Annotated in this window: 27 protein-coding genes; 13 read left to right on the forward strand and 14 right to left on the reverse strand. The window is 69.6% G+C overall.

Going from position 1 to position 23,784, the window contains the following annotated elements; genetic code table 11:
- Nucleotides 1-2: 2 nt before the first annotated feature.
- From ABD235_RS19370 to ABD235_RS19390, 5 genes are all read right to left on the reverse strand, one after another.
- A complete protein-coding gene (locus tag ABD235_RS19370; protein ID WP_344175912.1) occupies nucleotides 3-551 on the reverse strand; it encodes a dihydrofolate reductase family protein in 549 nt (182 codons plus the stop codon).
- Nucleotides 552-553: 2 nt separating this feature from the next.
- The gene (locus ABD235_RS19375) at nucleotides 554-1,024 is read right to left on the reverse strand and encodes an SRPBCC family protein (protein ID WP_344175914.1); all 471 of its coding nucleotides are present in this window, start codon (nucleotides 1,022-1,024) and stop codon (nucleotides 554-556) included.
- A complete protein-coding gene (locus ABD235_RS19380; protein ID WP_344175916.1) occupies nucleotides 1,024-1,347 on the reverse strand; it encodes an ArsR/SmtB family transcription factor in 324 nt (107 codons plus the stop codon). Before ABD235_RS19380 ends, ABD235_RS19375 begins: the two co-directional genes overlap by 1 nt.
- A 163-nt stretch (nucleotides 1,348-1,510) precedes the next feature.
- Complete coding sequence (locus ABD235_RS19385) at nucleotides 1,511-2,158, reverse strand: hypothetical protein (RefSeq protein ID WP_344175918.1); 648 nt, start codon at nucleotides 2,156-2,158, stop codon at nucleotides 1,511-1,513.
- Nucleotides 2,159-2,335: 177 nt separating this feature from the next.
- Nucleotides 2,336-3,346: a LacI family DNA-binding transcriptional regulator gene (locus tag ABD235_RS19390; RefSeq protein WP_344175921.1), complete on the reverse strand. Its 1,011-nt coding sequence runs from the start codon at nucleotides 3,344-3,346 to the stop codon at nucleotides 2,336-2,338.
- A gap of 179 nt (nucleotides 3,347-3,525) precedes the next feature.
- Between ABD235_RS19390 and ABD235_RS19395 the strand changes: the two genes are divergently transcribed.
- From ABD235_RS19395 to ABD235_RS19420, 6 genes are read left to right on the forward strand one after another with little or no spacing between them, the layout of a single operon-like run.
- Entirely contained in the window at nucleotides 3,526-4,401 is an 876-nt protein-coding gene (locus ABD235_RS19395) for a 5-dehydro-4-deoxyglucarate dehydratase (protein ID WP_344175923.1), read from the forward strand.
- Nucleotides 4,398-5,663, forward strand: coding sequence for a glucarate dehydratase family protein (locus ABD235_RS19400; RefSeq protein ID WP_344175925.1), 1,266 nt, complete (start codon nucleotides 4,398-4,400; stop codon nucleotides 5,661-5,663). Before ABD235_RS19395 ends, ABD235_RS19400 begins: the two co-directional genes overlap by 4 nt.
- Nucleotides 5,657-6,778: a hypothetical protein gene (locus ABD235_RS19405; RefSeq protein WP_344175927.1), complete on the forward strand. Its 1,122-nt coding sequence runs from the start codon at nucleotides 5,657-5,659 to the stop codon at nucleotides 6,776-6,778. The genes ABD235_RS19400 and ABD235_RS19405 overlap by 7 nt, the downstream gene beginning before the upstream one ends.
- On the forward strand, nucleotides 6,778-7,767 hold the full coding sequence (locus tag ABD235_RS19410) for a hydroxyacid dehydrogenase (RefSeq protein WP_344175928.1): 990 nt from the start codon (nucleotides 6,778-6,780) through the stop codon (nucleotides 7,765-7,767). Before ABD235_RS19405 ends, ABD235_RS19410 begins: the two co-directional genes overlap by 1 nt.
- Complete coding sequence (locus ABD235_RS19415) at nucleotides 7,764-8,720, forward strand: D-2-hydroxyacid dehydrogenase (RefSeq protein WP_344175930.1); 957 nt, start codon at nucleotides 7,764-7,766, stop codon at nucleotides 8,718-8,720. The genes ABD235_RS19410 and ABD235_RS19415 overlap by 4 nt, the downstream gene beginning before the upstream one ends.
- A 52-nt stretch (nucleotides 8,721-8,772) precedes the next feature.
- Nucleotides 8,773-9,540, forward strand: coding sequence for a polysaccharide lyase family 7 protein (locus ABD235_RS19420; protein ID WP_344175932.1), 768 nt, complete (start codon nucleotides 8,773-8,775; stop codon nucleotides 9,538-9,540).
- Nucleotides 9,541-9,781: 241 nt separating this feature from the next.
- On the opposite strand, the gene ABD235_RS19425 is transcribed toward ABD235_RS19420, so the two are convergent.
- The 3 genes from ABD235_RS19425 to ABD235_RS19435 all read right to left on the reverse strand — a co-directional run bounded on the left by ABD235_RS19425 (nucleotide 9,782) and on the right by ABD235_RS19435 (nucleotide 13,053).
- Nucleotides 9,782-10,543 carry a DUF2382 domain-containing protein gene (locus ABD235_RS19425; RefSeq protein WP_344175933.1) on the reverse strand — a complete coding sequence of 254 codons (762 nt, stop codon included), beginning with the start codon at nucleotides 10,541-10,543 and terminating at the stop codon, nucleotides 9,782-9,784.
- A gap of 96 nt (nucleotides 10,544-10,639) precedes the next feature.
- On the reverse strand, nucleotides 10,640-12,040 hold the full coding sequence (locus ABD235_RS19430; protein ID WP_344175935.1) for an aromatic amino acid lyase: 1,401 nt from the start codon (nucleotides 12,038-12,040) through the stop codon (nucleotides 10,640-10,642).
- A complete protein-coding gene (locus tag ABD235_RS19435) occupies nucleotides 12,040-13,053 on the reverse strand; it encodes an ornithine cyclodeaminase family protein (protein ID WP_344175937.1) in 1,014 nt (337 codons plus the stop codon). The genes ABD235_RS19430 and ABD235_RS19435 overlap by 1 nt, the downstream gene beginning before the upstream one ends.
- Nucleotides 13,054-13,204: 151 nt before the next feature.
- Between ABD235_RS19435 and ABD235_RS19440 the strand changes: the two genes are divergently transcribed.
- A complete protein-coding gene (locus ABD235_RS19440; protein WP_344175939.1) occupies nucleotides 13,205-13,894 on the forward strand; it encodes a YqeB family protein in 690 nt (229 codons plus the stop codon).
- Between the two features lies 1 nt (nucleotide 13,895).
- On the opposite strand, the gene ABD235_RS19445 is transcribed toward ABD235_RS19440, so the two are convergent.
- The 3 genes from ABD235_RS19445 to ABD235_RS19455 form a co-directional block, all read right to left on the reverse strand.
- On the reverse strand, nucleotides 13,896-14,279 hold the full coding sequence (locus ABD235_RS19445; protein WP_344175941.1) for a pilus assembly protein CpaE: 384 nt from the start codon (nucleotides 14,277-14,279) through the stop codon (nucleotides 13,896-13,898).
- 74 nt (nucleotides 14,280-14,353) lie between these two features.
- On the reverse strand, nucleotides 14,354-14,743 hold the full coding sequence (locus ABD235_RS19450) for a hypothetical protein (protein ID WP_344175942.1): 390 nt from the start codon (nucleotides 14,741-14,743) through the stop codon (nucleotides 14,354-14,356).
- Between the two features lie 16 nt (nucleotides 14,744-14,759).
- The gene (locus ABD235_RS19455; RefSeq protein ID WP_344175943.1) at nucleotides 14,760-15,464 is read right to left on the reverse strand and encodes a M15 family metallopeptidase; all 705 of its coding nucleotides are present in this window, start codon (nucleotides 15,462-15,464) and stop codon (nucleotides 14,760-14,762) included.
- A 196-nt stretch (nucleotides 15,465-15,660) separates the two neighbouring features.
- On the opposite strand from ABD235_RS19455, the gene ABD235_RS19460 reads away from it, so the two are divergent.
- On the forward strand, nucleotides 15,661-16,974 hold the full coding sequence (locus ABD235_RS19460; RefSeq protein ID WP_344175945.1) for a sensor histidine kinase: 1,314 nt from the start codon (nucleotides 15,661-15,663) through the stop codon (nucleotides 16,972-16,974).
- Complete coding sequence (locus ABD235_RS19465; RefSeq protein ID WP_344178689.1) at nucleotides 16,971-17,711, forward strand: response regulator; 741 nt, start codon at nucleotides 16,971-16,973, stop codon at nucleotides 17,709-17,711. The genes ABD235_RS19460 and ABD235_RS19465 overlap by 4 nt, the downstream gene beginning before the upstream one ends.
- A 235-nt stretch (nucleotides 17,712-17,946) precedes the next feature.
- On the opposite strand, the gene ABD235_RS19470 is transcribed toward ABD235_RS19465, so the two are convergent.
- Entirely contained in the window at nucleotides 17,947-18,285 is a 339-nt protein-coding gene (locus ABD235_RS19470; protein WP_344175947.1) for an MmcQ/YjbR family DNA-binding protein, read from the reverse strand.
- 121 nt (nucleotides 18,286-18,406) lie between these two features.
- Here ABD235_RS19470 and ABD235_RS19475 point away from each other — a divergent pair, with 121 nt between their 5' ends.
- Genes ABD235_RS19475 through ABD235_RS19490 form a run of 4 tightly spaced genes read left to right on the forward strand, consistent with a single transcriptional unit; the run spans nucleotide 18,407 to nucleotide 22,626 of the window.
- Nucleotides 18,407-19,447 carry an alpha/beta hydrolase gene (locus ABD235_RS19475; RefSeq protein ID WP_344175948.1) on the forward strand — a complete coding sequence of 347 codons (1,041 nt, stop codon included), beginning with the start codon at nucleotides 18,407-18,409 and terminating at the stop codon, nucleotides 19,445-19,447.
- A 10-nt stretch (nucleotides 19,448-19,457) separates the two neighbouring features.
- The gene (locus ABD235_RS19480; RefSeq protein ID WP_344175949.1) at nucleotides 19,458-20,588 is read left to right on the forward strand and encodes an MFS transporter; all 1,131 of its coding nucleotides are present in this window, start codon (nucleotides 19,458-19,460) and stop codon (nucleotides 20,586-20,588) included.
- A 45-nt stretch (nucleotides 20,589-20,633) separates the two neighbouring features.
- Nucleotides 20,634-21,380 (forward strand): esterase family protein, encoded by a 747-nt coding sequence (locus tag ABD235_RS19485; protein ID WP_344175951.1) that lies wholly within the window; start codon nucleotides 20,634-20,636, stop codon nucleotides 21,378-21,380.
- A gap of 10 nt (nucleotides 21,381-21,390) precedes the next feature.
- The gene (locus ABD235_RS19490) at nucleotides 21,391-22,626 is read left to right on the forward strand and encodes an ATP-grasp domain-containing protein (protein WP_344175955.1); all 1,236 of its coding nucleotides are present in this window, start codon (nucleotides 21,391-21,393) and stop codon (nucleotides 22,624-22,626) included.
- On the opposite strand, the gene ABD235_RS19495 is transcribed toward ABD235_RS19490, so the two are convergent.
- Nucleotides 22,607-23,368 (reverse strand): class I SAM-dependent methyltransferase, encoded by a 762-nt coding sequence (locus ABD235_RS19495; RefSeq protein WP_344175956.1) that lies wholly within the window; start codon nucleotides 23,366-23,368, stop codon nucleotides 22,607-22,609. The genes ABD235_RS19490 and ABD235_RS19495 overlap by 20 nt on opposite strands.
- A 4-nt stretch (nucleotides 23,369-23,372) precedes the next feature.
- Nucleotides 23,373-23,756 (reverse strand): ArsR family transcriptional regulator, encoded by a 384-nt coding sequence (locus ABD235_RS19500; RefSeq protein WP_344175957.1) that lies wholly within the window; start codon nucleotides 23,754-23,756, stop codon nucleotides 23,373-23,375.
- Nucleotides 23,757-23,784 lie beyond the last annotated feature (28 nt).

Consider the following 23,784-nt stretch of genomic DNA (forward strand, 5'->3'; position numbering starts at 1 on the left):
CCTCAGTTGACCTTGTACTCCAGCGACACCAGGCGGTCGTCGATCACCTCGGTGCCGAGCAGGGTCAGCTGCTTGTACGGCAACTTCGTGAACAACGGCCCTTCGCCTTCGCGCCCGTGCATGGTCGGGAACACCATCACCCGCAGCCGATCCACCAGCCCCGCGTCGAACAGGCTGTGCACGAGCGACGGGCTGCCGAGCGTGATCATCGGCAGGTCGTCGAGCTGCTTCAGGGCCGGCACCGCCTTCTCCACCGGCTCGTCGACGATCGTCGTGTTCGCCCAGCTCAACGGCTGCGTCAGCGTCTTCGAGAAGACCAGCTTCGGCAGCTCGGCCATCCGCGCGAACGACGGGTCGTCGCCTTCCTGGACGACCTCCGCCATCATCCGGTACGACGTCGCGCCCATCACGACGACGTGGTCCTCGGCAAGCTTGCGCGCCACCCACTCCTGCAGCCCGGGCCCGTCGTACCCCCAGTAGGCCGCCGACTGCGGCCCACCGTCCCCGAACCCGTCCAGCGTGCTGAACATGTCCACGATCAACTCACGCACGACTACTCCTTCTCCAGTTGGGCGACGAGCGCGTCGAGCCGGTCCATGGAGGCGCGGATCCCGGTCTCCATACCGCCCTCGACGTACACGTCGCGGTCCTCGACGGTCGGGAACACCGTGCTCTGCCGCAGGGTGGTGACGCCGTCGGTCTCGTCGAAGGTGATCGTGTTCAGGTACACGACCCCCGGGTACTGCTCGAACTCGTAGGTCTGCACGATCCGCTCCGGGCTCGGCGTCCCGTGGTACAGGCCGTGGAACACGAACCCCTTGCCGTCGCTGTCGTAGTGCGTCCAGCGCCAGCGACCGCCGTGCCGCGGGTCGAGCTGGTTGACCGTGAGCGTGAGGCCGGCCGGGCCCAGCCAGCGGGCCACGAGGTCGGGCTCGGTGTGCGCACGGAAGAGCAGGTCACGCGGGGCGTTGAACCGCCGGGTGATCAGCACCAGCGGGACGCCCGGCTCGGCGACGATCTCCATCAGGGCTGCTCCTTCAGCTCGTCGAGCAGGTCGTCGAGACGGTCGAAACTCTCGCCCCAGTAGGCGCGGTAGTCGATCAGCCACTCGGTCGCTGTTTTCAGAGGCGCAGCTTGGAGGCGGCTCAGGCGGGCGGTGCCACGACGACTACGGGTGATCAGCCCGGCCTGCTCGAGCACTTTCAGGTGCTTGGAAACGGCTGGCTGCGAGACGGAGAACGGCGCGGCGAGCTCGGCGACCGTCGCCTCGCCGCGGCGGAGCGCCCAGAGGATCTCGCGCCGCGTCGGATCGGCGAGCGCGCTGAAGATCCCACTCAGCTGATCCATGGATAACCATCCGGTTTCAGAACCATATGGTTAAGGATGAGCCCGGACGCAAGCGGTGTCAACCGCTCGGAAGTCCAGCGTCCGGTGGGCTGCCGGCGGCGGGATGGGGCCGGCGGCCAGGTGCGGCCGGGGGGTGCGGGCGGTGCCGACCGTCCGGTGTGGTTCAGCGGCCGGTGGAGTTCGGGCCTTGGGGGTCGTTCGGGTCTTGCCAGTTGTCCGGGTCGCACCACTCCAAGGGCCAGCCGCGCTGGCGGCAGTACTCGGCCAGTAGCTCTTCGCGGGTCATCGTGCGAGTCGGCGTGGTCCGCGTCGGGCGTGGCGTCCGCGTGGTGGTGGTCGTCCGCGTCGGCGTCGGGTCGCTCTCCTGGGTGTGCTCCGGGACCCTGGTGGTGCGCGTCTTCGTGGGAGCGGTCGTCGGCCTGGCCGTCCGCTTCGACGGCGGCGGAGTGCTCGGACGAACGGTCGTCGGTGGCGGAGCGGACGGAGTAGGTGTCAGCGAGGGCGTCGGGCTGCGGTCGTCGAGGATCGGCGCGGCCTGCGACTGCGGCGGATCACCGTCGAGCGTCGACAGTCCCCACACGGCCAGCACCAGAACAGCCGCGATCCCGCCGGCTCCGGCGATCACCGTACGCCGCGGCGGACCGCCATACAGGCCAACCGGGCCGCGGACCGCGTTGCCCTTGCCGTCGACCCAGAAGTCCCAGTCCTCCGGCGCCGGCGGCCACGCCGGATCCGGCCGCCACGTCTTCGGCGGCACCCAGCTGCGACGAGGCGGCGTGGGCCAGTTCGGCGGTACCACGAACCGCTTCACACAACCTCCACCTCGCCGACGAAACCCGACCCAGGCTAATGGATCCACCAACCCCGACACACCACGCCCAGGGTCAGCTGTCCGTTAGGACCGCACACACCCAACGACCCACCACCCGGGAAAGCTACTTCCCCTCTCAGGAATCCTTCGAGTGATAGAAGATGCGACCACCTGCCATCAGTTCCGCGGCGATGGGCCGCTGGTGTCGCGGACCTGAAGCTTCATCGGCACGTACGTCGGCTCCGCGTCGTCTCCGTTCACCAGCAACTGTTCCAACAGCTCACCAGCCCGTCGGCCGAGCTCGTCGCGCGGCACCGACACCGTGGTCAGGTTGGAGTGCGCGACGCGCTCCAGCGAGATGTCGTCGAAGCCCACCACCGAGTACGCCGCAGGCACCGCGATGCCGAGCTCCCGCATCCGCGCCAGCGCGCCCAAAGCGACCAGGTCGTTGTAACCGAGGATTGCCGTGACATCCAACGAAAGCGCAGCGCCGACCGCGTCGTACCCGGCCTCGCTCGTCGCACCGCACTCGACGACCTCCACCTCCAGCCCGAACGCACGCGCCGCCTCGAAGGCCCGCAATCGTTCGGCGTTGGCCCACGACGCCGACGGCCCGCTCAAATAGGCAGCGCGTCGATGGCCAAGCTGCGCCAGGTGTCCGCACACCTGCGTCATCCCGCCGTGGAAGTCGACCGAGATCGACGGCACCGCGAGCCCGGGCACGATCCGATTGAACAAGACCATCGGATGCTTCCGCCCGGCCAGTTCCGCCAGCTCCGAGCGCGGCATTCGTGGGGAGCACAGCAGGACACCGTCGCAGCAACGCATCAGATCCTCGACCAAATCGTGCTCGACGGCTGGATCCTCGTCGGACTCCATCACCATCATCCGGCGCCCGTGCGAGCGTGCCACCGCGGAGACCGCCTTCAGGACGTCCGGAAAATAAGGGTTCGCCAGGTCCGGCACCAGGACGCCGATCGTCCCCCACTCACCCCGCGCGAGACCCTGCGCCGCCGCGTTCGGGCGGTAGCCGAGCGACGCGACCGCCTGGTGCACGCGATCCGTCAGCGCCGCGTCCACCCGGGCGGTTCCGTTGAGCACCCGCGACACGGTCGCCGCGGAGACGCCGGCGGCGCGGCTCACGTCGCTGATCGTGACGCGGGGCGCCCGGCCGGGTCGATTCGGCACGGCGGTCCTCCCTCGCTGAGAAAGCGCTTGCACGCAAGGCCACAGGCTAACCGCGCAGACCGCTCAGCGGAACGCCACGACAGATCTGAAATCGCTTTCAGACCAGCTCTTGCCAGTACGACGGCCGACGACTACCGTCGATCGGCAAGCGCTTACCGAAGCACGCGAAGGGTGATTCCATGCAGCTGGACCGTCTCTCGTCCTTCCCGGTGACGGCGTTCGACGCCGCCGGCGAGCTGGCCCTCGGGCCGTACCGCGAGCACCTGCGGCACCAGATCGACGCCGGCCCGGCCGCGATCTTCGCCTGCTGCGGGACCGGCGAGTTCTTCTCGCTCACCCTCGAGGAGTACGCCGCCGCCGTCCGCGCCGCGGTCGAGGAGACGGCGGGCGCGCTCCCCGTCTTCGCCGGCACCGGCTACGGCACCGCGATGGCCAAGCAGTACGCCGCCGCCGCGCGCGACGCCGGCGCCGACGGCCTGCTGGTTCTCCCGCCGTACCTGATCAAGCCTTCGCAGCAAGGCCTGCTCGACCACTTCCGCGCGCTCGCCGCGTCGACCGACCTGCCGCTGATCGCGTACCAGCGCGACAACGCCGTTTTCACCCCCGACTCCGTCGCCGAACTCGCCGGGATCCCCAGCGTCCAGGGCTTCAAGGACGGCATCGGCGACCTCGACCTGCTGCAGCGGATGATGGCCGTCGCGCCGGATCTGACGTACTTCAATGGACTCCCGACCGCCGAGGTGACCGCGCGCTCGTACGCCGCGGTCGGCGTGAAGGCGTACTCCTCGGCCGTGCACTGCTTCGCTCCCGAGATCGCGCACGCCTACGAGGCCGGGCTCGACGAGCTGCTCACCGAGTTCTACCTGCCGCTCGTGAAGCTCCGCGACAAGGGCGCCGGGTACGCCGTCTCACTGGTCAAGGCGGCCGTACGCCGTCGCGGCGTCGACGTCGGATCGGTGCGCTCGCCGTTGACCGACCCGCTGCCGGAGCACCTGGAAGAGCTCGACCAGATCCTCGAGCAGGGACTGACCGTCGTCCGGAAGGCCGCCGCATGAAGATCACCGACGTCAACATCACGCCGATCGCGATGAAGGACCCGCCGCTGCGCAACATCCACGGCGTGCACCAGCCGTACGCGCTGCGCTCGATCCTGCAGGTGCACACCGACGAGGGCCTGACCGGGCTCGGCGAGACGTACGGCGACCTGGCGATCCTCACCGCCCTCCGCAAGGTCGCTCCCCGGCTGACCGGCCTCGACGTGCTCGACCTCAACGGGCTCGAGCGGATCATCCGCGAGACGCTCGGGGCGAGCGCCGGACTGGCCACGCACGGGCTGGTCGGCGAGGCGAGCGACGAGAAGTCCGTGTCGACCGTGCTGTCGGCGTTCGAGATCCCCTGCTGGGACCTGCAGGGCAAGGCGCTCGGCCGGCCGGTCGTCGACCTGCTCGGCGGCAAGGTGCGCGACGCCGTTCCGTACAGCGGGTACCTGTTCTTCAAACCGGCCGCGCACACACCGTTGCCGGACTACGCGACCGACACGTGGGGCGAGGCGATGGATGCCGAGGGCATCGTCGCGCAGGCCCGCAAGATGGTGGACGGCTGGGGCTTCAAGTCGCTCAAGCTCAAGGGTGGCGTGCTGCCGCCGCAGGACGAGGCCGACGCGATCCTCGCTCTGCGCGACGAGTTCCCGGACCATCCGCTGCGGCTGGACCCGAACGCCGGCTGGACGGTCGAGAGCAGCATCGCCGTCGGCCGGAAGCTGGACGGCGTGCTGGAGTACCTCGAGGACCCGACCGGCGGGATCGACGGCATGGCCGCGGTCGCCCGCGAAGTCTCGATGCCCTTGGCCACCAACATGTGCGTCACCGAGTTCGCGCACGTGAAGCCCGCGGTGCTGGTCGACGCGGTCCAGGTGATCCTGTCCGACCACCACTTCTGGGGCGGGCTGCGGCGGTCCCGCGAGCTGGCCGGGATCTGCCGGACGTTCGGGATCGGCCTGTCGATGCACTCGAACTCGCACCTCGGGATCAGCTTGGCCGCGATGACGCACCTGGCCGGCGCGGCGCCCGAGCTGACCTACGACTGCGACACGCACTACCCGTACCTGGTCGAGGACGTGGTGGTCCAAGGCGTCCTGAGCTTCAAGGACGGTTCCGTGACGGTGCCGGACGGCCCGGGACTCGGGGTCGAGCTCGACCTGGACTCGCTCGCCCGGCTGGCCGAGCAGTACGAGAAGTGCGGGTTCGACACCCGCGACGACATCACGCCGATGCGCGCCGTCCAGCCGGACTGGGACCCGGTGATCCCGCGGTGGTGAGGCACGGCACGTTCGCCTACACGTGGGACCTGGTCGGCGATCCGGCCGCCGCGTCGCGGATTGCCTCACTCGGTGTCGACACGGTGACGTTGCAGGCGGCGTACCACTCGGTCCGGGCGACGACCGCCTGGCATCCGCGGCACCGGGTCGTGCACGCCGAGCACGCTGCGGCGTACTTCCGGATCCGCCCGGAGCGTTGGAGCGGAAGGCTTCGTCCGCCGGCGCCGGGCTGGGCGGTCGAGGACGAGGACCGCTTCGGTACGGCGTACGCCGCGCTGACCGCCGCCGGACTGCGGACCGAGGCGTGGATGGTGCTCACCCACTCGTCGATCCTCGGCCGGTCCGCGCCGGAGCTCACCGTGCGCAACGCGTACGGCGAACGGTTCGCGCACGCGCTCTGCCCGGCACAGCCCGACGTCCGCGAGTACGCGCTGACGCTGGTCCGCGAGGTCTGCGACCAGTACGACGTACCGGCGCTGATGCTGGAGGCGTGCGGCTGGCTCGGGTTCGACCATTTGAGCGCCCACGAGAAGACGAGCGGCGCGGACCTGTCGCCATGTGCGCGGGATCTGCTGTCGATCTGCGTCTGTGCTGCCTGCTCGGAGGCCCTGGACACCGACGAGCTGTCCACACGCATCCGAGAGCTGCTCGACCGCGAACTGCAGGACGGCGTACCGGCTGGTGAAGACCTGGTCGATGCTCTGGGCCCTTCCGAGGCCAAGGCCCTCTACGAGCATCGCACCACGGTGATCAGCGGACTCGTCCACGACATCACCGAGTTGGCAGGCGATCGTGAGGTCCTGCTGATGGCGACCGACGATCCGCAGGTCACCGGCCCGGACGTCGGGCTCGACCTGGCCTCCGCTTCCCCCACCGCGTACACGCTGAAGTGCTGGGACGAGGCCGAGCTTGCCATCGCGCGACTCGAGGCGGCTCGCACCGACGTACAGTTGGTTGCCAACGTCAACGCTCTCGGCGATCGTCCGCACGAGCTTCCGTCACTCGTGAGCCGACTCGTCGCGGCCGGTGCGGACGAACTGCGCTACTACCACGCCGGTCTCGCCTCACCGGCCCGCCAACAGGCCATCCGCGCCGCTGTCCTGGAGGTCAACTGATGCTCAACGGTCTCTACGTGATGGACCTGGCTCGCTTCCCCGACGTGTACGGCGACGAGGAACGGGCCGCCCTGGAGAAGCTGGTGACGATCACCGCACCACCGCTGACCCCGGCCGATCTGACTCCTTCGCTGCTCGCTGACGTCGACGTCCTCGTCACCTCCTGGGGCGGTCCGCAGCTCACCGCCGAACTGCTGGCCGCGGCGCCTCGACTGAAGCTCGTCCTGTACGGCGCCGGCTCGGTGCGCTCGATCGTGACCCCGGGGTCGTGGGCCAGAGGCATCCGCGTGACGACCGCCAACGAGGTGATCGCCGCGTCAGTCGCCGAGTTCACGCTCGCGCAGGTGCTGTACGCACTGAAGCACGGCTGGCGCTACGTGCTCGGCAGCCGCGCCTTGGGCGAATCGTTGCCCCGGGCTACGAATGAGCCCGGCGCCAACGGCTCGATCGTCGGCCTCATGTCGTTCGGAGCGACCGGCCGCGCGACCGCCCGTCTACTGTCCCGGCACGAGCTGGTGCTGCAGACCTACGACCCGTACGTCGACCCGGCGGTCGCCACGTCGCTGGGTGTCCGTCAGGTCTCCCTCGAGGAGCTGTTCGCCACCTCGGACGTGGTGAGCCTTCACGCCCCGGTCCTGGCCGCCACCCGCAAGGTCGTCGGCGCCGAGCTCCTGCGCTCGATGAAGCCGGACGCGACGCTGATCAACACGGCCCGGGGCGCGCTGATCGACGAGGACGCGTTGACCGCCGTACTGCGGGAACGCACGGACCTCTTCGCCGTACTGGACGTCACCGACCCCGAACCGCCCCTCCCGGGCTCCCCGCTCTTCACGCTCCCCAACGTGGTGGTCACACCACACCTGGCCGGCACTCTGAACACCGAACGCCGCCGGCACGGGCGACTGATGGCCGAAGAGCTGGCCCGCTACGTGGCCGGAGAGGCCTTGCAGCACGAGGTTTTCGAGGCCGGCCAGGCGAGGTCGGCATGAAGCTCGTTCTGGTCCCACCTCAACGCGAGAGCGAAGCCGGCTGGGCGGACCGCCTGATGGCGGACGTCCCTGGCCTGACCGTCCTGAGCCCAGATCCCTCACAAGCAGCGGACGCCCTGCGCACCGCCGACGCTGCCTACGGTGTCCTCCCGGCCGAGCTTCTCGCCGTGACCACCCGACTGCGTTGGCTCCAAGCCCAGCAGGCCGGCCCGCCACCCGGTTTCTACTACCCCGAACTGGTGGCCCACCCGCTCGTCGTCACCAACATGCGGGCGACCTACACCGACCACGTCGCCGAGCACACGCTCGCTCTCGTCCTCTCCCTCACCCGCGGTCTCCCGCGCTACGTTCAGGACCAGACCCGCGCCGCGTGGAAGCCCGACTGGGATCCGGCCGCGGTCGTTCCGTTGTCCGAGGCAACCGCTCTGGTGATCGGTGTCGGCGCGGTCGGCGCCGAGATCGGCCGGTTGCTGGCCGCCTTCGGCACTACGGTGATCGGTGTCGACGCCCGTCGGACAGAGGCGCCCGGCTTCGCTGCGCTGCACCCGGTCGAGGCCCTGGACGCGCAGTTGGCAGGCGCCGACCTGGTGATCCTCACGGTGCCGCACACCCCGGCCACCGAGGGCATGGTCGATGCGCGTTTCCTCCAGCAGTGCAAGCGATCCGCGTTCTTCGTCAACGTCGGCCGCGGCCCGACCGTCCGGCTCGACGATCTCGACGCCGCCCTCGCGGCGGGAGCGCTGCGCGGCGCGGCCCTCGACGTCTACGAGGTCGAGCCGCTGCCCGCTGACCACCCGCTCTGGCGCCGACCGAACGCCCTGCTCACCCCGCACGTCGCCGGCGCCGGGCCGCACGCGGCCGAGCGACGGTACGCCGTACTGGTGGAGAACTGCCGGCGGTTCGTCGCCGGTCAAGAGCTGATCAACGTCGTGGACAAGACCCAGCGGTTCTGACCCTGGAGGTTCTGCAAGGCCTCATAATCCGCCCCGAAGAAGGAGTTCGACCATGCGTGGTAGCCGCCCCCTTGCCCTTCTTGCCGCCCTCGTCGCCAGCGCAACCGCCCTGACCAGTGCCGGTACGGCGACCGCCGTACCCACCTGCACCTACCCGGCCGAGGTGCTCAACCTCAGCCGGTGGAAGCTCCAGCTCCCGCTGGACGACCCGAACCAGTCCGGCACCCAGGTCCTGCAGATCACCCGGCCGCGACTGAGCACCTACGTCGTCAACCCGTGGTTCAAGCCGAACTCGTCGTGCACCGGCGTCCAGTTCCGCAACGCCGTCAACGGCGTGACCACGCCGAACACCAGCTACGCCCGCTCCGAGCTGCGCGAGATGGAGAGCAACGGCACCACCGAGATCAAGTGGTCCTCGAACTCCGGCACCCACACGATGGTGATCGACCAGTCGATCGACCACCTGCCGAACACCAAGCGCCAGCTGATCGCGGGCCAGATCCACGACGGCAACGACCGCTCGACGTTCCGGATCGACGGGTCCAGCCTCTACATCACGCGCGACAACGACACCAGGTACAAGCTCGTCACCAGCAACTACGTGCTCGGCACCCGCTTCCAGGCCAAGTTCGTCGTCAGCAACGGCTCGATCAAGGCCTACTACAACGGCGTCCTGCAGACCACGATCCCGGTCAGCTTCACCACCGGCTACTTCAAAGCCGGCGTCTACACCCAGGCCAACTGCACCAACTCGTCCCCCTGCGACACCACCAACTACGGCCAAACCACCCTGTACGGCGTAACAGTCAGCCACAGCTGACAAGGAGCGGGGCCGACGATGCCTGTCCAAGCATCCTCGGCCCCGCGCTCTTCCAGCCCCGCTCGCCGGGCGCTGCTCACGCCCCGCGCTTGTCCGGCCCGCTCGCGGGGCGCTGCGCGTGCTCCGGCTTCCCGAGCCCCGCACACTCTCCGGCTCCGCATCCCTCTGTTTCCGGCCGGTGCGACCTCAGCCACAGGCAACCCCTTCGGCCGCATGGTCACCGACGGAAGCGAAGCCAGGTTCAGCTTCTGCGGTGCTTGGGGTCGGCGTCGTCGACCACCTCGACCTGCTCCTTGCGGACCTTCTCGCGGACCTGCTGCTCCTCGCGGACGGTCTCGGTGTCCAACCCGACCCGCTCGACGGCGACAGTCTCCTTGGCGACGACCGGCCGCTCCTCGTGCAGCGTGACCTCGACGTCCTCCTCACCGATCGTGCCGCCCGCGCGGCCGTTCTCGATCGGCTCGCGGACCACGTGCACCTCTTCGTGGCTGACCGGGACCGTGACCTGCTGCTCCTCGGTCACCACCCGCTTGTGCAGCCGGACCTTGCCGGTCTCCACCGTCTCGGTGCCCGCGTGCAGCCGCTCCTCGGAGCGGATCATCTCCTCGCGGCCCTTCATGTCCTTGTTCTTCCCGGACATGTTCTTGCCCCGCTCCTGACCAGGCTGCGCCATGCCGCGGTCCATCCCGCCGGCCTGCATGCTGTAGTGCCGGTACAGCTCCGCGGCCTCGGCCTCCGACAGGTGCCCCTGGTCGTCGATCCGCGGCGCGTCCTTGATCAGGTCCTTGCGCTGCCCGACGTGCAACCCGTCCTGCTCGGCGTGGGCGCCGGCCAGCGGGACGAACGACTCCTTGCTGCCGAACAGGCCGGTCTTCACCGTCACCCACTCCGGCTCACCGGACAGGTCGGAGGCGTACAGGTTCGCGGCGGTGCCGACCTTCTGGCCCTCCACGTCGTAGACGTCCTGCCCGATGGTGCGTTCCAGTTCCTGCGCGGTGCTCATCTGGACTCATCCCCGTTCTGCTTGTCGACGGCAACTTCCGTACGACGGCCGGGTACCCGGCGTCACCGTGAGCAAACAACCCGTTGCCGTGAGCACTCACAGCACGTGGTCGAGAATCGCCTGCAGATCAAGCCCGAACGGACGGTCCGCCTCGATGGGCGGCACCACCGCCTGCACGGCAGCGTGCAGTTCTCGCAGTCCAGCAGGCACTTCACGCTCGGACAACGCGAACGCCTGGTGGACGGTCAGCAACTCAGCCGCAACAATTTCGCGCGTCAACCGTACGGCGGTTGTGAGGTTTCCGGCCGCCTCCCAGGTGAAGGTCTGGACATCTTCCTGCCCGTTGGACGTCTCCATCGCGCCGATTGCCGCAGGCAACGAGAGGCGCCGCAGCGCGTGCGTGGTCGCGACGGCGCGCTTGTGCACCGACACCAGACCGGCCTGCGGCCCGGGCGCCCGCGCCAACTGCGCCGGCAGGCCCGTCACCGCAGGATCGAGCAACCGATGAATCCGAGCCGTCGACACCTCCGCCGCATGCGTCAGCGCGGCTACCACGTGATCGCAGTGCGCCGCCAGGTCGATCCCGTGAAACCCCGCCGTACCCAGGAACTCGCCGTCCAGGAACGCCGGAGAATCCGTGACCCCGTCCAGCCCACGGTCGACCGCTTCCGCCAGCCGCACAACCGTCCGCCTGACATGCGAGACCACCTGTCCCGCGACCCGAAACGACACCGGAGCCTGCAGCGCACCAGGCGCCAGCTCATCTCCCGCAAGCTGAAGAATCCTCGCCTGCTCAGCAGCCAGCAGCTCATCACCCCGCCCCACCCGCCGGTCATACGGATTCCGGCTGGCCCCAACCACAGCCACCGCCCCCGCCGCCACCTCCCCCATCCGCCCCACCAGCCGATTCAAGAGGGCAACCTGCAACCAAGCCCGCCCAGTAGCCCCAGGAATCCCCGCCAACAAGGCGATCCCTTCTTTGGGTCCCAACTCAAAAGTACTTTCAGTTGCTGGGTACAGGTTGCCTTCGGCATTCAGTACGGTGCCGATTCCCACCAGCGGGCCGAAAGCGTGCGCCAGCGGAATGATCTCGCCGGCCGATCCAGCTCCCTCCAGCGGGATGGCCGGTACGTAGCCGCTGTTGAGCAAGGCAACCAGCTGGAGACACAGCTCGGCTGACACGCCCGCGTCCCCGGTGAGGAACGTGCGAAGCCGGGCCAGCACGACAGCGCGGGCTTCGGCGTACGGGAGCCAGGGGGCACCACCGACGGCGCGCCCCAGGAGCAGGTTGCGTTGGTGGACGCGTTGTTCGGCCTCGTCCAGGCGACGCTTGCTCATGGCACCCATGCCGGTGTTCACGCCGTACACGGGCGCGCCCAGGGCGAGTGCCTCGAGCAGGCGTTCGCGGTTGGCGCGGAGCGAATCCAACAGCGAAGGCGAAAGCTCCAGCGGGCCGGGTGAGGAGAGGGTGAGGTCCTGAGCGGACTCGATCAGCATCAGTGGAACCTGAGCATCGTGCCGACCTCGGACTCCTCGGCGCGGCGCAGGATCAGGTGCGCGATCGCCACGTCGAGCAGCGACAGGCCGCGATGCCACAGCAGCGTGCGTTCGGCATCGGTCTCCCGCCCGGGCTTCTGACCGGCCACGATCTGACCCAGCTCGGCGTGCAAGCTCGAGGGCGACAACCGTCCCGTGTCGACATGCCGACGCAACGACCCGAACCGCCCGGACTGTGCCTCGCGCCAGTCGTCGACCACCACCTTGTCGATCACGTCCAGCAGATCCAGCTCCACCGCACTCACCGTCCCGTACGGAACGACAAACGCGCCCGGCTTCACCGCCGCCGTCCGCAGCAGCACCTCCGGCTCGGTCAGCCGCGTCGCCTCGACGATCACGTCGGCGCCGTCGAACGCCTCCTCGGCCGTCGCCACCACGCGCACCGGCGTCGACAGCTCCGCCGACAGCTCCTCGGCGAACTTCTCCCGCGACTCCGGCCGCCGCGACGTCACCCGGATCTCGTCCAGCTCGAACAGGTCGTCCAGCATCGTCACGTTCCACCACGCCGTACCGCGGGACCCCGCGTGCCCGAGGATCTTGCTGTCCCGCCGCGCGAGGTGCCGCGCCCCGACCGTCGTCATCGCTCCGGTCCGGGCGGCGGTGATCATCGTCGCGTCCAGGATCGCCAGCGGTACGCCGGTGGTCGGGTCGAACAGCGTCGCCACGGCCAGCTCGCTCGGCAGCCCGACCTGGTAGTTCGGGACGAAGTCGCCGACCACCTTGACCCCGCTGACGCCGTGCTCACCGAGCCGGTTGAGATGGCCGCGGAGCACGTTGAAGTGCCCGATCCCGCCGTTGTCCGGGACCAGGTGCACCCGCGGCTCGAAGCTGGTCTGCCCCTCGCCGTGGTCGCGGACCGCCTCCTCGACGGCGTCCACGATCTCCGTCCGGGTGAGACCGAGCGACGCGATCTCGGGCCCGGACAGGAAGCGCAACCAGATTCCCTCGGCCATGCGGAGCTCCCTCTCGTCCTGCGACTTTGGTCTCGACCAGGTTCGCAGGCGCCGACTTCGGTATCGCGAACCGTCTCAACGGCTGACCCGGAGCGTGGCGCGCTGTTAGCGTCGATCGCCGGTGACGATCCGCGACCAAGGGAGCACGACCATGCCAACGGACACCAGGACCGTGGTCGGGCACTCGGCGACCGACAAGGTGCTGCTGTACGGCGGCCTGCCGCTGCTTGGCGGCGCGCTCGGCTTCTTTCTCCCGCGGATCGCCGACTGGGCGGCCGGCCTGCGCTGGGTCCCTTGGCAGGGCCTGTTCGAGGCGCTCGCGGGCTGGGACGCCTGGTGGGTGCAGCTGATCACCGTCGCCGTCGGCCTGGTCGCCGGTCTCGTCCTGGGCGCGATCGCGATGGACGACACCCTGCGCATCACCGTCACGAACCACGACGTCGAACTGCTGAAGCACGAGAAGACCACGGTCATCCCGCGCGACCGGGTCGCCGCGGTCTTCCTGGACGGCAAGGAGCTCGTCCTCCAGGACCGCGACTCGGCCGAGCTGGCCCGCGAGAAGCACGACCAGCTCAAGGGCGACACCCCGAAGATCGGCGCCGCGTTCCGGGCTCACGGCTACCCGTGGTCCGACGGCGGCGACCCGTACGGCGACCGGTTCCGTCGCTGGGTCGAGGACGACCCGGAGCTGCCGCCCGCGGTCAACGCCGTCCTGCGCGCCCGGGCGAAGTCCATCGACTCCAAGGCGGACCTGCGCGAGCTCCGCGACGAGATCGCCAAGCTCGGTTACGTCGTACGGGACCGGGACAACAAGCAGTACTGGCGTCCGGCGGCCCGCTGACTCACTCCAGCAGCTCGAGCACCGCGTCGGCGTACGCCTGCTCGGCGTCCGGGCCGGTCGTCGACCCGTGCTGGGTGCGGACCGTGTAGCCGTCGTCCGTGGCCTCCAGGCTGACGAACTGCCCGCCGAGCAGCGTGCGCAGCTGCTCCTCGCGCGGCAGCCAGATCACCTCGCGCTGCTCGATGCTGTCCAGCGCCCACTCGGTGGTCCCGTTGAACCCGATCACCTTGCCGCCGGGGTAGTCGTGCACCTCGACGGTCATGTCGCTGACCACGAACACGTCGTCGTCCATCTCCCGGTCCGGGACGACGAACCGGTCACCCGCGCCCGGCACCCAGAGCGCGCCGGCCTTCTTCAACCGCTTCGCCTGCTCGAGTGTGATCACGTCTCCATCTTCCTCGCCGGTTCAAATCCGCACACCTTCGCGCGCGTCCGGACAAGGCAGGCAGCAGCAACAGCTCAGCGGGCGAGCGCCTTGCGCAGCTCGTTCGCGCGCAGCCGCATCCGGTCGCGGGTCCCGGTGGTGAAGCGGTGCAGCGGCAGGTCCACGACCGCGGTCGCCTGCCCCTGACTCACGGCGAGCAGAGCGCGCACCCGCCGTACGGCGGTGTGCCGGTCCGGCGCCGCGGCGATCACGTCCAGCACCTCGTCGCGCCGGTCGAAGGCGGCCAGCACCGCGTCGTAGATCTCCAGCTGCGTGTACGCCGACCGGTCGGGCTCGGGCTGCACGGCGTGCTCCTCCTCTCGGGCCCCACCGCGGACGACCTGGCGCCACAGCGCGGGAACGACCGGTCGGGTGCGGCGGCGGGTCGAGAGCCGGGTGCTGGTCACGGGCAGTGTCATGGTCATATCGGGCGCTCCTGGTTCACTTGGCGAGTGCGTAGGGTTCGCGGGCCGGGCACTTGCGGCCCGGCGTGGTGAGGGCTTCGAAGTGCCACGGCTCGTTGTCGTAGCGGCGGCAGATCCCGTAGCGGTAGCCGTTCAGCTCCAGCCACTTCGCGCCGGCCGCGGGCGTGATGTCGACCGCGCGGCCCTTCACGTGCTCGGAGAACTCCGGCGGCAGCACCCAGCGGATCGCCGCCTTGTACGACCCGTACTTGACGATCGCCTCGTCCAGCAGCCGCCGTTGCTTGGCGGCACTGCGGCGGCCGGAGTTGATCCGGAGGGTGACGCCGTCGGCCTTCGCGGCTGCCATGGCCTTCAGCAACCGGGACCGCAGCTTGGGCGACATCCCCTCGGTCGACTCCTCGTCGTACGGGCCGTTCTGGCTCGTGGTCGGGCTCTTGGTCGGCTTCGGCTTCTTCTTCGGCGGCTTGGTCGGCTTGGGCCTCGGCGTGGGCGTGCTCGTCGGCTCACTGACCGGTACGTCGCCCTCGGTGGGCAGCGCGGTCGTGTCGGGCGCTCCCGCGCCGGCAACCACCGGCGCCTTGTCCCCCGGTGAGCCGAAGCCGAGGAAGTCGGCCAGCTGGCCGTGCCAGACCAGCAACGACGCGAGGACTGCGATCCCGGTCACGGACAGCAACCGGCCTCGGACCGACAGGCTCCGCCGCGGTGGCTCCTCGTTGTTCATGGGGTACAGCCTCTCGGTTCACGGCGCCGGTCACATCCCTCCCAGGGACCGTCCTGCGCGACCGGAAGTCGGACCTGGGTAGCAGGTCCGACGCGGGGCCTCGTCCTAAAGTTGGAGCTTTTGCCCGTTCGGGCGAAGGAACCGGTAAATATGTCCCGCGACTACGCTGAGCTAGGTGTGGAGCCTTTGGCGGGGGATGTCGCAGCTGCAGCGTGATCTGCTGCTCGCTGCGCTGATCGGCGTCGGCTGGTTCCTCGCGCTGGCGGTGGTCAGCGACAGCTCGTTGCGCCCGGCCAACCCAAGCGTCTCGGTGGTGACCGGCCTGTTCCTGGTGATCACGGTCGCGTGCGGACGCAGCCTGCCGCGGACCACGCTCGTCTTCGTCGCCCTGCTGTACCCCTTCGTGTACGCCGCCGCCGGCACCGGGCTGGCCTCGCAGGCGGGCATCCACGTCTTCGGCCAGCCGGTGATCAGCAACGCCGCGCTGCAGTCCGAGATCCATCTCGTCCCGCTGCTCGTCGTCGGGTACGTCGCGGCCGCCAGCGGCGTCCGGCGGTTCACCTGTCTGTTCTTCACCATGGGCAGCCTGGCCGGGCTGATGATCGGGCTGCCGACCGTCGTCGCGCTCGTCCTGGCCAACTCCGACGTCGTGATCAGCCGGCGCTACCGCAACCTGCCGACCGATCTCTACAGCCTGTACGGCTACATCGACGTCTCGCTGTTCGTCTTCGCCGAGGCGCTGATCGCCGGCATGGTCCTGCTCGGCGCGAACGCCCTGCGCCGCCGCAAGTCCGTCGTCGTGCTGGAGAACCGGAACGCCGAGCTGGTCCGGCTGCGCAAGATCGAGGCCGAGCGGGTCGCGGCCGCCGAGCGGACCAGGATCGCGCGGGACCTGCACGACGTGGTCTCGCACCACATGAGCGCGGTGGTGATCCGGGCCCAGGCCGCCGACCGGGTGGCCGACCAGAACCCGGCCGCCCTGCGCGAGGCGGTCCGCTGGATCATCACCAGCGGCAAGGAAGCGCTGACCGCGATGCGGGAGACCGTTCGGGTGCTCAACACGGCGTCGCCGGGCGGTGGCGCCGAGACCGCTCCGGTGCCGGACCTGGCCGACGTGGCCCGGATGGGCGACCGGCTGAAGGCGGTCGGGGTGGACGTCACGATGAACCTGCCGACCCGCAGCCGCGAGCTGACCAGCGCCACCGACCTGACCGCCGTACGGATCATCCAGGAGGCGCTGACCAACGTGATGGTGCACGCGAAGGCCTCGGCGGCTCAGGTGAGCTGGCAGAGTGGGCCGCAGGGCGAGTTGCTGACCATCGACGACAACGGCAGCGGTGGGCCGCCACCGGTGAACGTGCTGGAGAGCGCCCGGCGGAGCGAGAGCGGCCGCGGCAACGGACTGATCGGAATGCGCGAACGCGCGCTGGCTGTCGGCGGCACACTGGCCGTGGCCGCCGGACCCCTTGGTGGATGGAGAGTGCAGGCATGGTTGCCGCCGCAGAGATGAGTGAGCAGATCCGGGTGCTGGTCGCCGACGACCAGGGCGTGATCCGGACCGGGCTCGCGATGATCCTCGACCACGAGCCGGACCTGACCACGGTCGCGCAGGCCGGCGACGGCGAGGAGGCGCTGCGGCTGATCGACCAGTTCGACCCGGACGTCGTGCTGATGGACATCCGGATGCCAGTGATGGACGGGCTGGTCGCGACCGAGCGGATCACGCGCGCGAACCAGGCCGCGGGGAAGAGCAAGCCCGCCGTCCTGGTGCTGACGACGTTCGACGACGAGGCGTACGTGCTGAGCGCCGTCCGGGCCGGGGCTTCGGGGTTCCTGCTGAAGGACACGGATCCGGATCTGCTGGTGTCCGCCGTACGGGCTGTGCATCGCGGGGACTCGCTGGTGGACCCGGCGTCGACGCGGGTGCTGCTCGAGCGGTGTGTCGAGCTGGAGCGGAAGGTCGGGAACGGCGGCGAGGCCGCGCCGGCGCCGCAGGACGCCGGCCGGTGGACCGGGGTGCTGTCGCACCTGAGCGAGCGCGAGCGCGACGTCCTGGTGTGGATGGCACGCGGACTGTCGAACCGTGATCTCGCGGCGAAGCTGTTCGTCAGCGAGACGACGGTGAAGACGCACGTGAGCAGCGTGCTGTCGAAGCTCGGGCTGTCGAGCCGGGTGCAGGCCGTGGTGGTCGCGTACGAGGCCGGAGTCGTCAGGCCGGGCGAGGCCGAGGTGCGCTGGGAGTCCTAAAGCAGCCAGAAGGCACCCGCGACGACGGCGAGCACGAGCAGGACGGTCAGGATCTGGCTGAGCACCGACGCCTGGCGGCGGCGGGGTAGGAAGTCTCCGGTCATACCCCCAAGCCTGCAAGGATTCCGGCGCCGATCCATCGGCCGCGGGGACGATCCCGCTGTGACGGAAGTCGCCCCCAGGTCGCAGCGGCCTCATCCTCCAGGAGGAGATAGTTGCCCAGGGCCACTGACGGTTACCGGAGGACCTCGGCCCGTACTTTCTTCGGCACACACATCGCCCAGGCCTCCAGCACCAGCTCGCGCAACTCGTCGGCGTCGATCGCGTCCAGCCGGACCTCGATCCAGCGGAACCGCTCGTCCGACGGGCGCGGCCGGAAGAACTTGTGCGGCTCGGCGGCGATCGCGGCGTCGCGTTCCTCCTTGGGGAACCCGATGCCCATCGTCGTCTCGTCCGCCGACAGCGCGAGGTAGACGATCTGCCCGACCCGGAACTTCACCCGGTCCCGGACCAGCACCTCGTAACTACGCGGCAGCCCCTCGGTCACCGCCCGGATGTCGCTCAGATCCACCATGACGCCTCCTCCTGACCGACGGTAGCGCCGATACTTGACAGCATGTGTCAGTCATCTCATCGTCGCACCGGTTTACCGGCGGGATTGCTGGGTTCCTCGGCCTGGCACGTACCGTGGTCGGATGCCTGACGAGGTGAAGAGCGCGGTCGAGGGGGCCGAGGTGGTGTTCCGCCTCGCCGACCCCGAGCACGCGCTGCCCGGCGTACGGCTCTGGGAGGAGCTCGGGCTCGCGGCCGAGCAGCTGGAGTTCAAACCGGTCGAGTATGGCTGGGAGCTGCGGCTCCCGCGGCCCTCGGTGCACCGGATGGAGTACCTGTTCGACGTCGCCGACGCCGGGATGCGGACCGACCCGACCAACCCGCGCGTGGTCGGCGGCGCGTTCGGCGAGCACTCGTGGCTGCCGCTGCCCGGGTACGTCGAGCCCGCCTGGATCACGGTCGAGCCGATCGCGTCGGAGCTGACTCCGCTGCCGGTCGAGACCTCGCCGGTCGGCCCGGTCGACGTCCAGGTCTGGGCGCCGGACGGGATCGCGCCGTCGTTCGAGCTGCCGCTGCTGCTGTCGCACGACGGGCCCGAGTTCGCCCTGTACGCCGGGCTCACGCACTTCGCCGGCGCGATGGTGGCCGAGGGCACGCTTCCCCCGTTCCGGCTGGCGCTCGTCCGGCCGGGGTCGCGCAATCTCTGGTACGCCGCCAACCCGTCGTACGCGGAGACGCTCACCGAGCACGTGCTGCCGGCGATCACCACGCAGTACAAGAGCAGGCAGCCGGTGCTGATGGGCGCGAGCCTCGGCGCGCTCGCCGCCCTGTACGCCGAGTGGAACCATCCCGGCACCTTCGCGGGGCTGTTCCTCCAGTCGGGCTCGTTCTTCACGCTCACGACGGACCCGCAGGAGTCCGGCTTCGAGTACTACGCCGAGGTCACCGGCTTCGTGAACCAGGTGCTCGAGGCAACCTCCGCGCCGAGCACTCCGGAGATCGCGATGACCGCCGGGACACCGGAGGAGAACGTGCACAACAACCGCGTGATGGCCGCGCACCTGGCCTCGCTCGGGCTGGAGGTCGACTTCACCGAGTCGCCGGACATGCACAACTTCACCGCCTGGCGCGACACCTTCGACCCCTGTTTGATCGAGCTGCTCCAGCGCACCTGGGCCGCCTAGGGTAGAGCGGGTGGTCAGAACACTCGCAGGCTTCGGCGCGTTCGGACTCTTCTGGGGAGCGTGGGGAGCGATCCTGCCCGCGGTCCGCTCCGAGGCCGGGGTCAGCGACGCCCAGCTCGGCGGCGCGCTGCTCATGGTCGGTCTCGGCGCCCTGGTCTCCATGCGCTTCACCGGCTACCTGATCGACCGGTACGGCGGTGTGGTGCTGCCGGTGGTCGTCGTACTGTTCGGCGCCTGTGGAGTCCTCCCCGCCTTCGCCGGCTCGGCTGTCACGCTGGGTGCGGCCTTGTTCCTGCTCGGCGTCACCTCGGGCGCCACCGACGTGGCGATCAACGCGACCGGTACGGCGGCCGAGGCCGAGACGAGCAAGCCGCTGATGAACCTGGCCCACGGCCTGTTCTCGATCGCAGTGGTGGTGTCCAGCCTGAGCACCGCCGGTCTGCGCGCGGCAGGCGCTGGTGCGCTGCCGGTGCTGGGTGGTGTGTTCGTGGTGATCGGGGTGGCCGCCGTACTGGTGCTCTACCCGGGTTCGCCTCGCTCTGTCGCCGTCCAGGCCGACAAGCCCAAGCGCCGCCGGCTGGAGCCCGCCCTGCTCGTCTTCGGCGGGCTCTGCGCGCTCGCGTACGTCGTGGAGAACGCCTGGCAGAGCTGGAGCGCCGTACACCTCGACACCTCCCTGGGCGCCGCACCTGGTCTGGCGTCGAGCGCACCGGCCGTCTTCGCCGCCGCTGCGGCGACCGGACGGATCAGCGGGAACGCCCTGCTCGCCCGGCTCCGCCCGACCCAGCTACTGGTTGCCGGAGGCGCCGTTGCCGCCGTCGGCTCGCTACTGGCCGCTACAGCGGGCAACCCCTGGGCGGCCCTCGTCGGCATCGGCATCGCGGGCCTCGGTACGTCGGTCTGCGCGCCGACCATCATCAGCATGGCCGGCGCCTGGGCCGGGCCCGAGCGGCGGGCCGGAGCGATCTCCACCGTCACGACGATCGCCTACCTGGGCTTCCTGCTCGGCCCGGCCGCGGTCGGCGCCGCCTCCAGCGTCTGGTCGTTGCCTGCCGCCCTCGCCGGAGTCGCGGTCCTCGCCGTCGTCGTCGCCCTGCTCGGACCGGTCGCGGGACGCGCGGGGACCAGACAGCCGACCTGAAGTCGTGCGAGGGTTACCGGCAGGACAGTGAAGGGGTGAGGCCGCGTGGAACGTGAGCAGGTCGAACTGGACGCGCCGGGGCTGGACCGTCCGGGCACAGTGATCCGCTACGGCCACTACGGCCGGCCGGTCCTGGTCTTCCCCAGTGAGCAGGGCCGGGCCTGGGACTACGAGAACAACGGCATGGTCGACGCCGTGGCGGACCTGATCGAGGCCGGCCGGGCGAAGCTGTACTGCGTCGACTCCTACGACCACGTGAGCTGGTCCGACCGCAGCATCCCGCTGGAGGAGCGCGCTCGCCGGCACGGGCTGTACGAGTCCTGGATCCTCGACCAGGTGGTCCCCGCGATCGGCCGGGACACGCCGGGCGCCTCCGACATCATCACCACCGGCTGCAGCCTGGGCGCCTTTCACGCGCTGAACTTCGCGCTGAAGCGGGCCGACCTGTTCCCGATCGCGATCTGCCAGTCGGGCAACTACGACGCGGCCAGCTGGCACGCCTGGGGCGACCGCGGCGACGCGACGTACTTCAGCAACCCGGCCGACTACCTGCCGAACCTGGACGGCGACCACCTGGAGTGGCTGCGCAACCGGGTCTTCCTGCTGCTCACCGTCGGGCAGGGCGACTGGGAGACGCATCCGACCGGCTCACTGCCCTCGGCCCGCGCCACGGCCGCTCTGCTCGCGGCGAAGGGCATTCCCCATGAGCTGGACCTGTGGGGACACGACGTCGCTCACGACTGGCCGTGGTGGCAAAAGCAGCTGGCCCATCATCTGCCACGATTCTGTTAGGAGACTGACTGTGCCTGACCGCTCTCAGCACTTGATCGGGTTGCTGCTCGGCGCCGAGGAGGACTGGCCGCAGGCGTTCGAGGCGCTGCTGCGGCGGGTCGGCCCGGTCACCGCCGGCGACCGCACGCACGAGTTCGAGACCGAGCGGCTCACCATCGAGCCGTTCGACCTGAACGACCCGGTCCGGGTCGGGCTGGTGATCGACCGGCTGGCGTACTGGTACTACCACCCGCGCGAGTGGCTGAAGAAGGCCGCGCTGATGAACGGCACGTACCTGCTCAACTCGCCGTTCACGTTCCAGTCGATGGAGAAGCACTCGGCGTACTGCGCGATGCTGCGGCTCGGGCTGAAGATCCCGCGGACCGTGCTGGTGCCGTACAAGAACCCCGTCGACAACGTCCGCTGGGCCTACACGTCGGCCAAGTACAACAAGACCTTCGACCTGGACGCGATCGCCGACGACCTCGGCTACCCGATGTACATGAAGCCGTTCGACGGCGGCGGCTGGCGCGGGGTCTCCCGGATCGACAACCGCGAGGACCTGCACACCGCCTACGACCAGTCCGGCGAGATGCTGATGCACCTGCAGGCGACGGTCGAGTACGAGAAGTTCGCCCGGGCGCTGTCGATCGGCGCCGAGACGATGGTGATGGACTTCCGCCCCGACGAGCCGATGCACAACCGGTACGCCGTCTCGCACGACTTCCTGAGCCCCTCGGCCGGCCACCAGGCGGTCGCGATCAGCCGGATCGTGAACGCCTTCTTCGGCTGGGAGTTCAACTCCTGCGAGATGCTGGTCGCGGGCGACTCGGTGCACCCCATCGACTACGCCAACGCCTGCCCCGACGTCGCGATCACCTCGCTGCACTACTACTTCCCGTGGGCGATCGGCGCGCTGGTCAAGTGGTCGGTCTTCTCGCTGGCCACCGGCCGCCGGACCAAGGTCGACCTGCACACCGAGCGCTACTTCGCGATCGCCGACGACGAGTCGCTCGACTACGACGCCAAGATCGACGCCTACCTCGCACTGGCCGACGAGCACTTCGAGACCGCCAAGTACCACGAGTGGTGCGCGCAGAACCTGCCGCACTTCGACGAGCAGCTGGTCGAGTGGGTCAAGAGTCCCGACTTCGACCGGATCCTCACCGAGACCGTCGCGGCGACCTACCCGGCCCACGAGCAGGAGAAGTTCACGGCCCACTTCCGCGGCCTCACCGGCCTGTGGGTCAGCGACCAGTCGCGGTGATCAGGCGGGCCGCCGGGTGGTGGGTCCACTCACCGTCCGGCGCCCGTTCCAGGAACTTCGCGCGCAGGTCCTCGACGAACGCCTCGCCGCGCGCGATCGCGGTCGCGCGCATCGGGCCGGAGTGGGCGTAGGCCTCGAAGAACTCGGCCGCGTCGGTGTAGGTGATCGGGAACTTGATCAGCTCGTACCGGTCGACCGCGGCGCCGAGGATCGTGGTCAGGTCCAGGTCGGAATCGGTTGCGCCGGGGCGGAGCAGCTCCTTGATCAGGCTGAACGGACCTGACTCCTCGGTGACGGACGGCCAGTAGACGACCGAGAGCCGGCCTTCGGAGCGCAGTGCGTCGTACCAGGACCTGATCGCCTGCTCCGGCTCGGGCAGTTGCTGCAGGCCGAAGACCGAGACGACCGCACTGCAGGCGTTGAGCCAGCGCGGGTCGAGCGTCGAGGCGTCGCCCTCGACCACGCTGACCAGGTCGTGGCCGCCGACCCGCTCGCGCGCCAGGCGGACCATACCGGCCGACAGATCGATGCCGACGATCTCCCGGTTGGGGAACTGCTCGAGCAGCAGGTCCAGCTCGGGGAACGTGCCGCAGCACGGCACCAGGATCGGTCCGGGCGGCAGGTCGCCCAGCTGAGCCACGGCCGCCTCCACCCACGGCCGGAAGCGCGGGACGAAGTACTGCTCGTAGCCCGCGGCGGCCTCGTCCCAACCGCGGGCGAGATGCTCGTTCCCAGCGTTCATGGGCCTACCTCTCCAGAGCGACCAGGATCGCGCGCAGCGCGACCACCCGGGTCGGCGGTACGGCGAAGACGCCACGGCTGGGGGTGTGCAACCAGTTCTCGGCCGTCAACTGCCGCAGATGGTGGTAGATCTGCCCGCTCGTCCCGAGGCCTTCGACCTCGCTGAGCGCGCTGACCGTCGTACGTCCCTGCAGGATCTCGCGCAGCAGTGTCAACCGGACCGGATGCCCGAGCGCGGCCAGCGCCGGCGCCCGTGAGGTCCAGTCCGTTTCCAGGATGTCGGCGTCGCCTGCCGGCGCGGGCCGTTGCCGTGGATCGAACCGGGCGGATTCCAGCGCGGCGACGCGCCGTTCCAGCTCCGCGAGCCGGTTATCCACAGGTCTTTCCACACTGTGGATAGTACGTAGCTACGTAGAT

It is taken from the genome of Kribbella lupini (assembly GCF_039529595.1).
Lineage (GTDB): Bacteria > Actinomycetota > Actinomycetes > Propionibacteriales > Kribbellaceae > Kribbella > Kribbella lupini.

Excerpts from the sequence above, each read along its gene's own strand:
- ABD235_RS19375 (WP_344175914.1), bottom strand. The coding sequence starts at position 1,024 with ATGGAGATCGTCGCCGAGCCGGGCGTCCCGCTGGTGCTGATCACCCGG.
- ABD235_RS19380 (WP_344175916.1), bottom strand. The coding sequence starts at position 1,347 with ATGGATCAGCTGAGTGGGATCTTCAGCGCGCTCGCCGATCCGACGCGG.
- ABD235_RS19395 (WP_344175923.1), top strand. The coding sequence starts at position 3,526 with ATGCAGCTGGACCGTCTCTCGTCCTTCCCGGTGACGGCGTTCGACGCC.
- ABD235_RS19400 (WP_344175925.1), top strand. The coding sequence starts at position 4,398 with ATGAAGATCACCGACGTCAACATCACGCCGATCGCGATGAAGGACCCG.
- ABD235_RS19410 (WP_344175928.1), top strand. The coding sequence starts at position 6,778 with ATGCTCAACGGTCTCTACGTGATGGACCTGGCTCGCTTCCCCGACGTG.
- ABD235_RS19415 (WP_344175930.1), top strand. The coding sequence starts at position 7,764 with ATGAAGCTCGTTCTGGTCCCACCTCAACGCGAGAGCGAAGCCGGCTGG.
- ABD235_RS19420 (WP_344175932.1), top strand. The coding sequence starts at position 8,773 with ATGCGTGGTAGCCGCCCCCTTGCCCTTCTTGCCGCCCTCGTCGCCAGC.
- ABD235_RS19425 (WP_344175933.1), bottom strand. The coding sequence starts at position 10,543 with ATGAGCACCGCGCAGGAACTGGAACGCACCATCGGGCAGGACGTCTAC.
- ABD235_RS19430 (WP_344175935.1), bottom strand. The coding sequence starts at position 12,040 with ATGCTGATCGAGTCCGCTCAGGACCTCACCCTCTCCTCACCCGGCCCG.
- ABD235_RS19435 (WP_344175937.1), bottom strand. The coding sequence starts at position 13,053 with ATGGCCGAGGGAATCTGGTTGCGCTTCCTGTCCGGGCCCGAGATCGCG.
- ABD235_RS19440 (WP_344175939.1), top strand. The coding sequence starts at position 13,205 with ATGCCAACGGACACCAGGACCGTGGTCGGGCACTCGGCGACCGACAAG.
- ABD235_RS19450 (WP_344175942.1), bottom strand. The coding sequence starts at position 14,743 with ATGACCATGACACTGCCCGTGACCAGCACCCGGCTCTCGACCCGCCGC.
- ABD235_RS19455 (WP_344175943.1), bottom strand. The coding sequence starts at position 15,464 with ATGAACAACGAGGAGCCACCGCGGCGGAGCCTGTCGGTCCGAGGCCGG.
- ABD235_RS19460 (WP_344175945.1), top strand. The coding sequence starts at position 15,661 with ATGTCGCAGCTGCAGCGTGATCTGCTGCTCGCTGCGCTGATCGGCGTC.
- ABD235_RS19465 (WP_344178689.1), top strand. The coding sequence starts at position 16,971 with ATGAGTGAGCAGATCCGGGTGCTGGTCGCCGACGACCAGGGCGTGATC.
- ABD235_RS19470 (WP_344175947.1), bottom strand. The coding sequence starts at position 18,285 with ATGGTGGATCTGAGCGACATCCGGGCGGTGACCGAGGGGCTGCCGCGT.
- ABD235_RS19475 (WP_344175948.1), top strand. The coding sequence starts at position 18,407 with ATGCCTGACGAGGTGAAGAGCGCGGTCGAGGGGGCCGAGGTGGTGTTC.
- ABD235_RS19495 (WP_344175956.1), bottom strand. The coding sequence starts at position 23,368 with ATGAACGCTGGGAACGAGCATCTCGCCCGCGGTTGGGACGAGGCCGCC.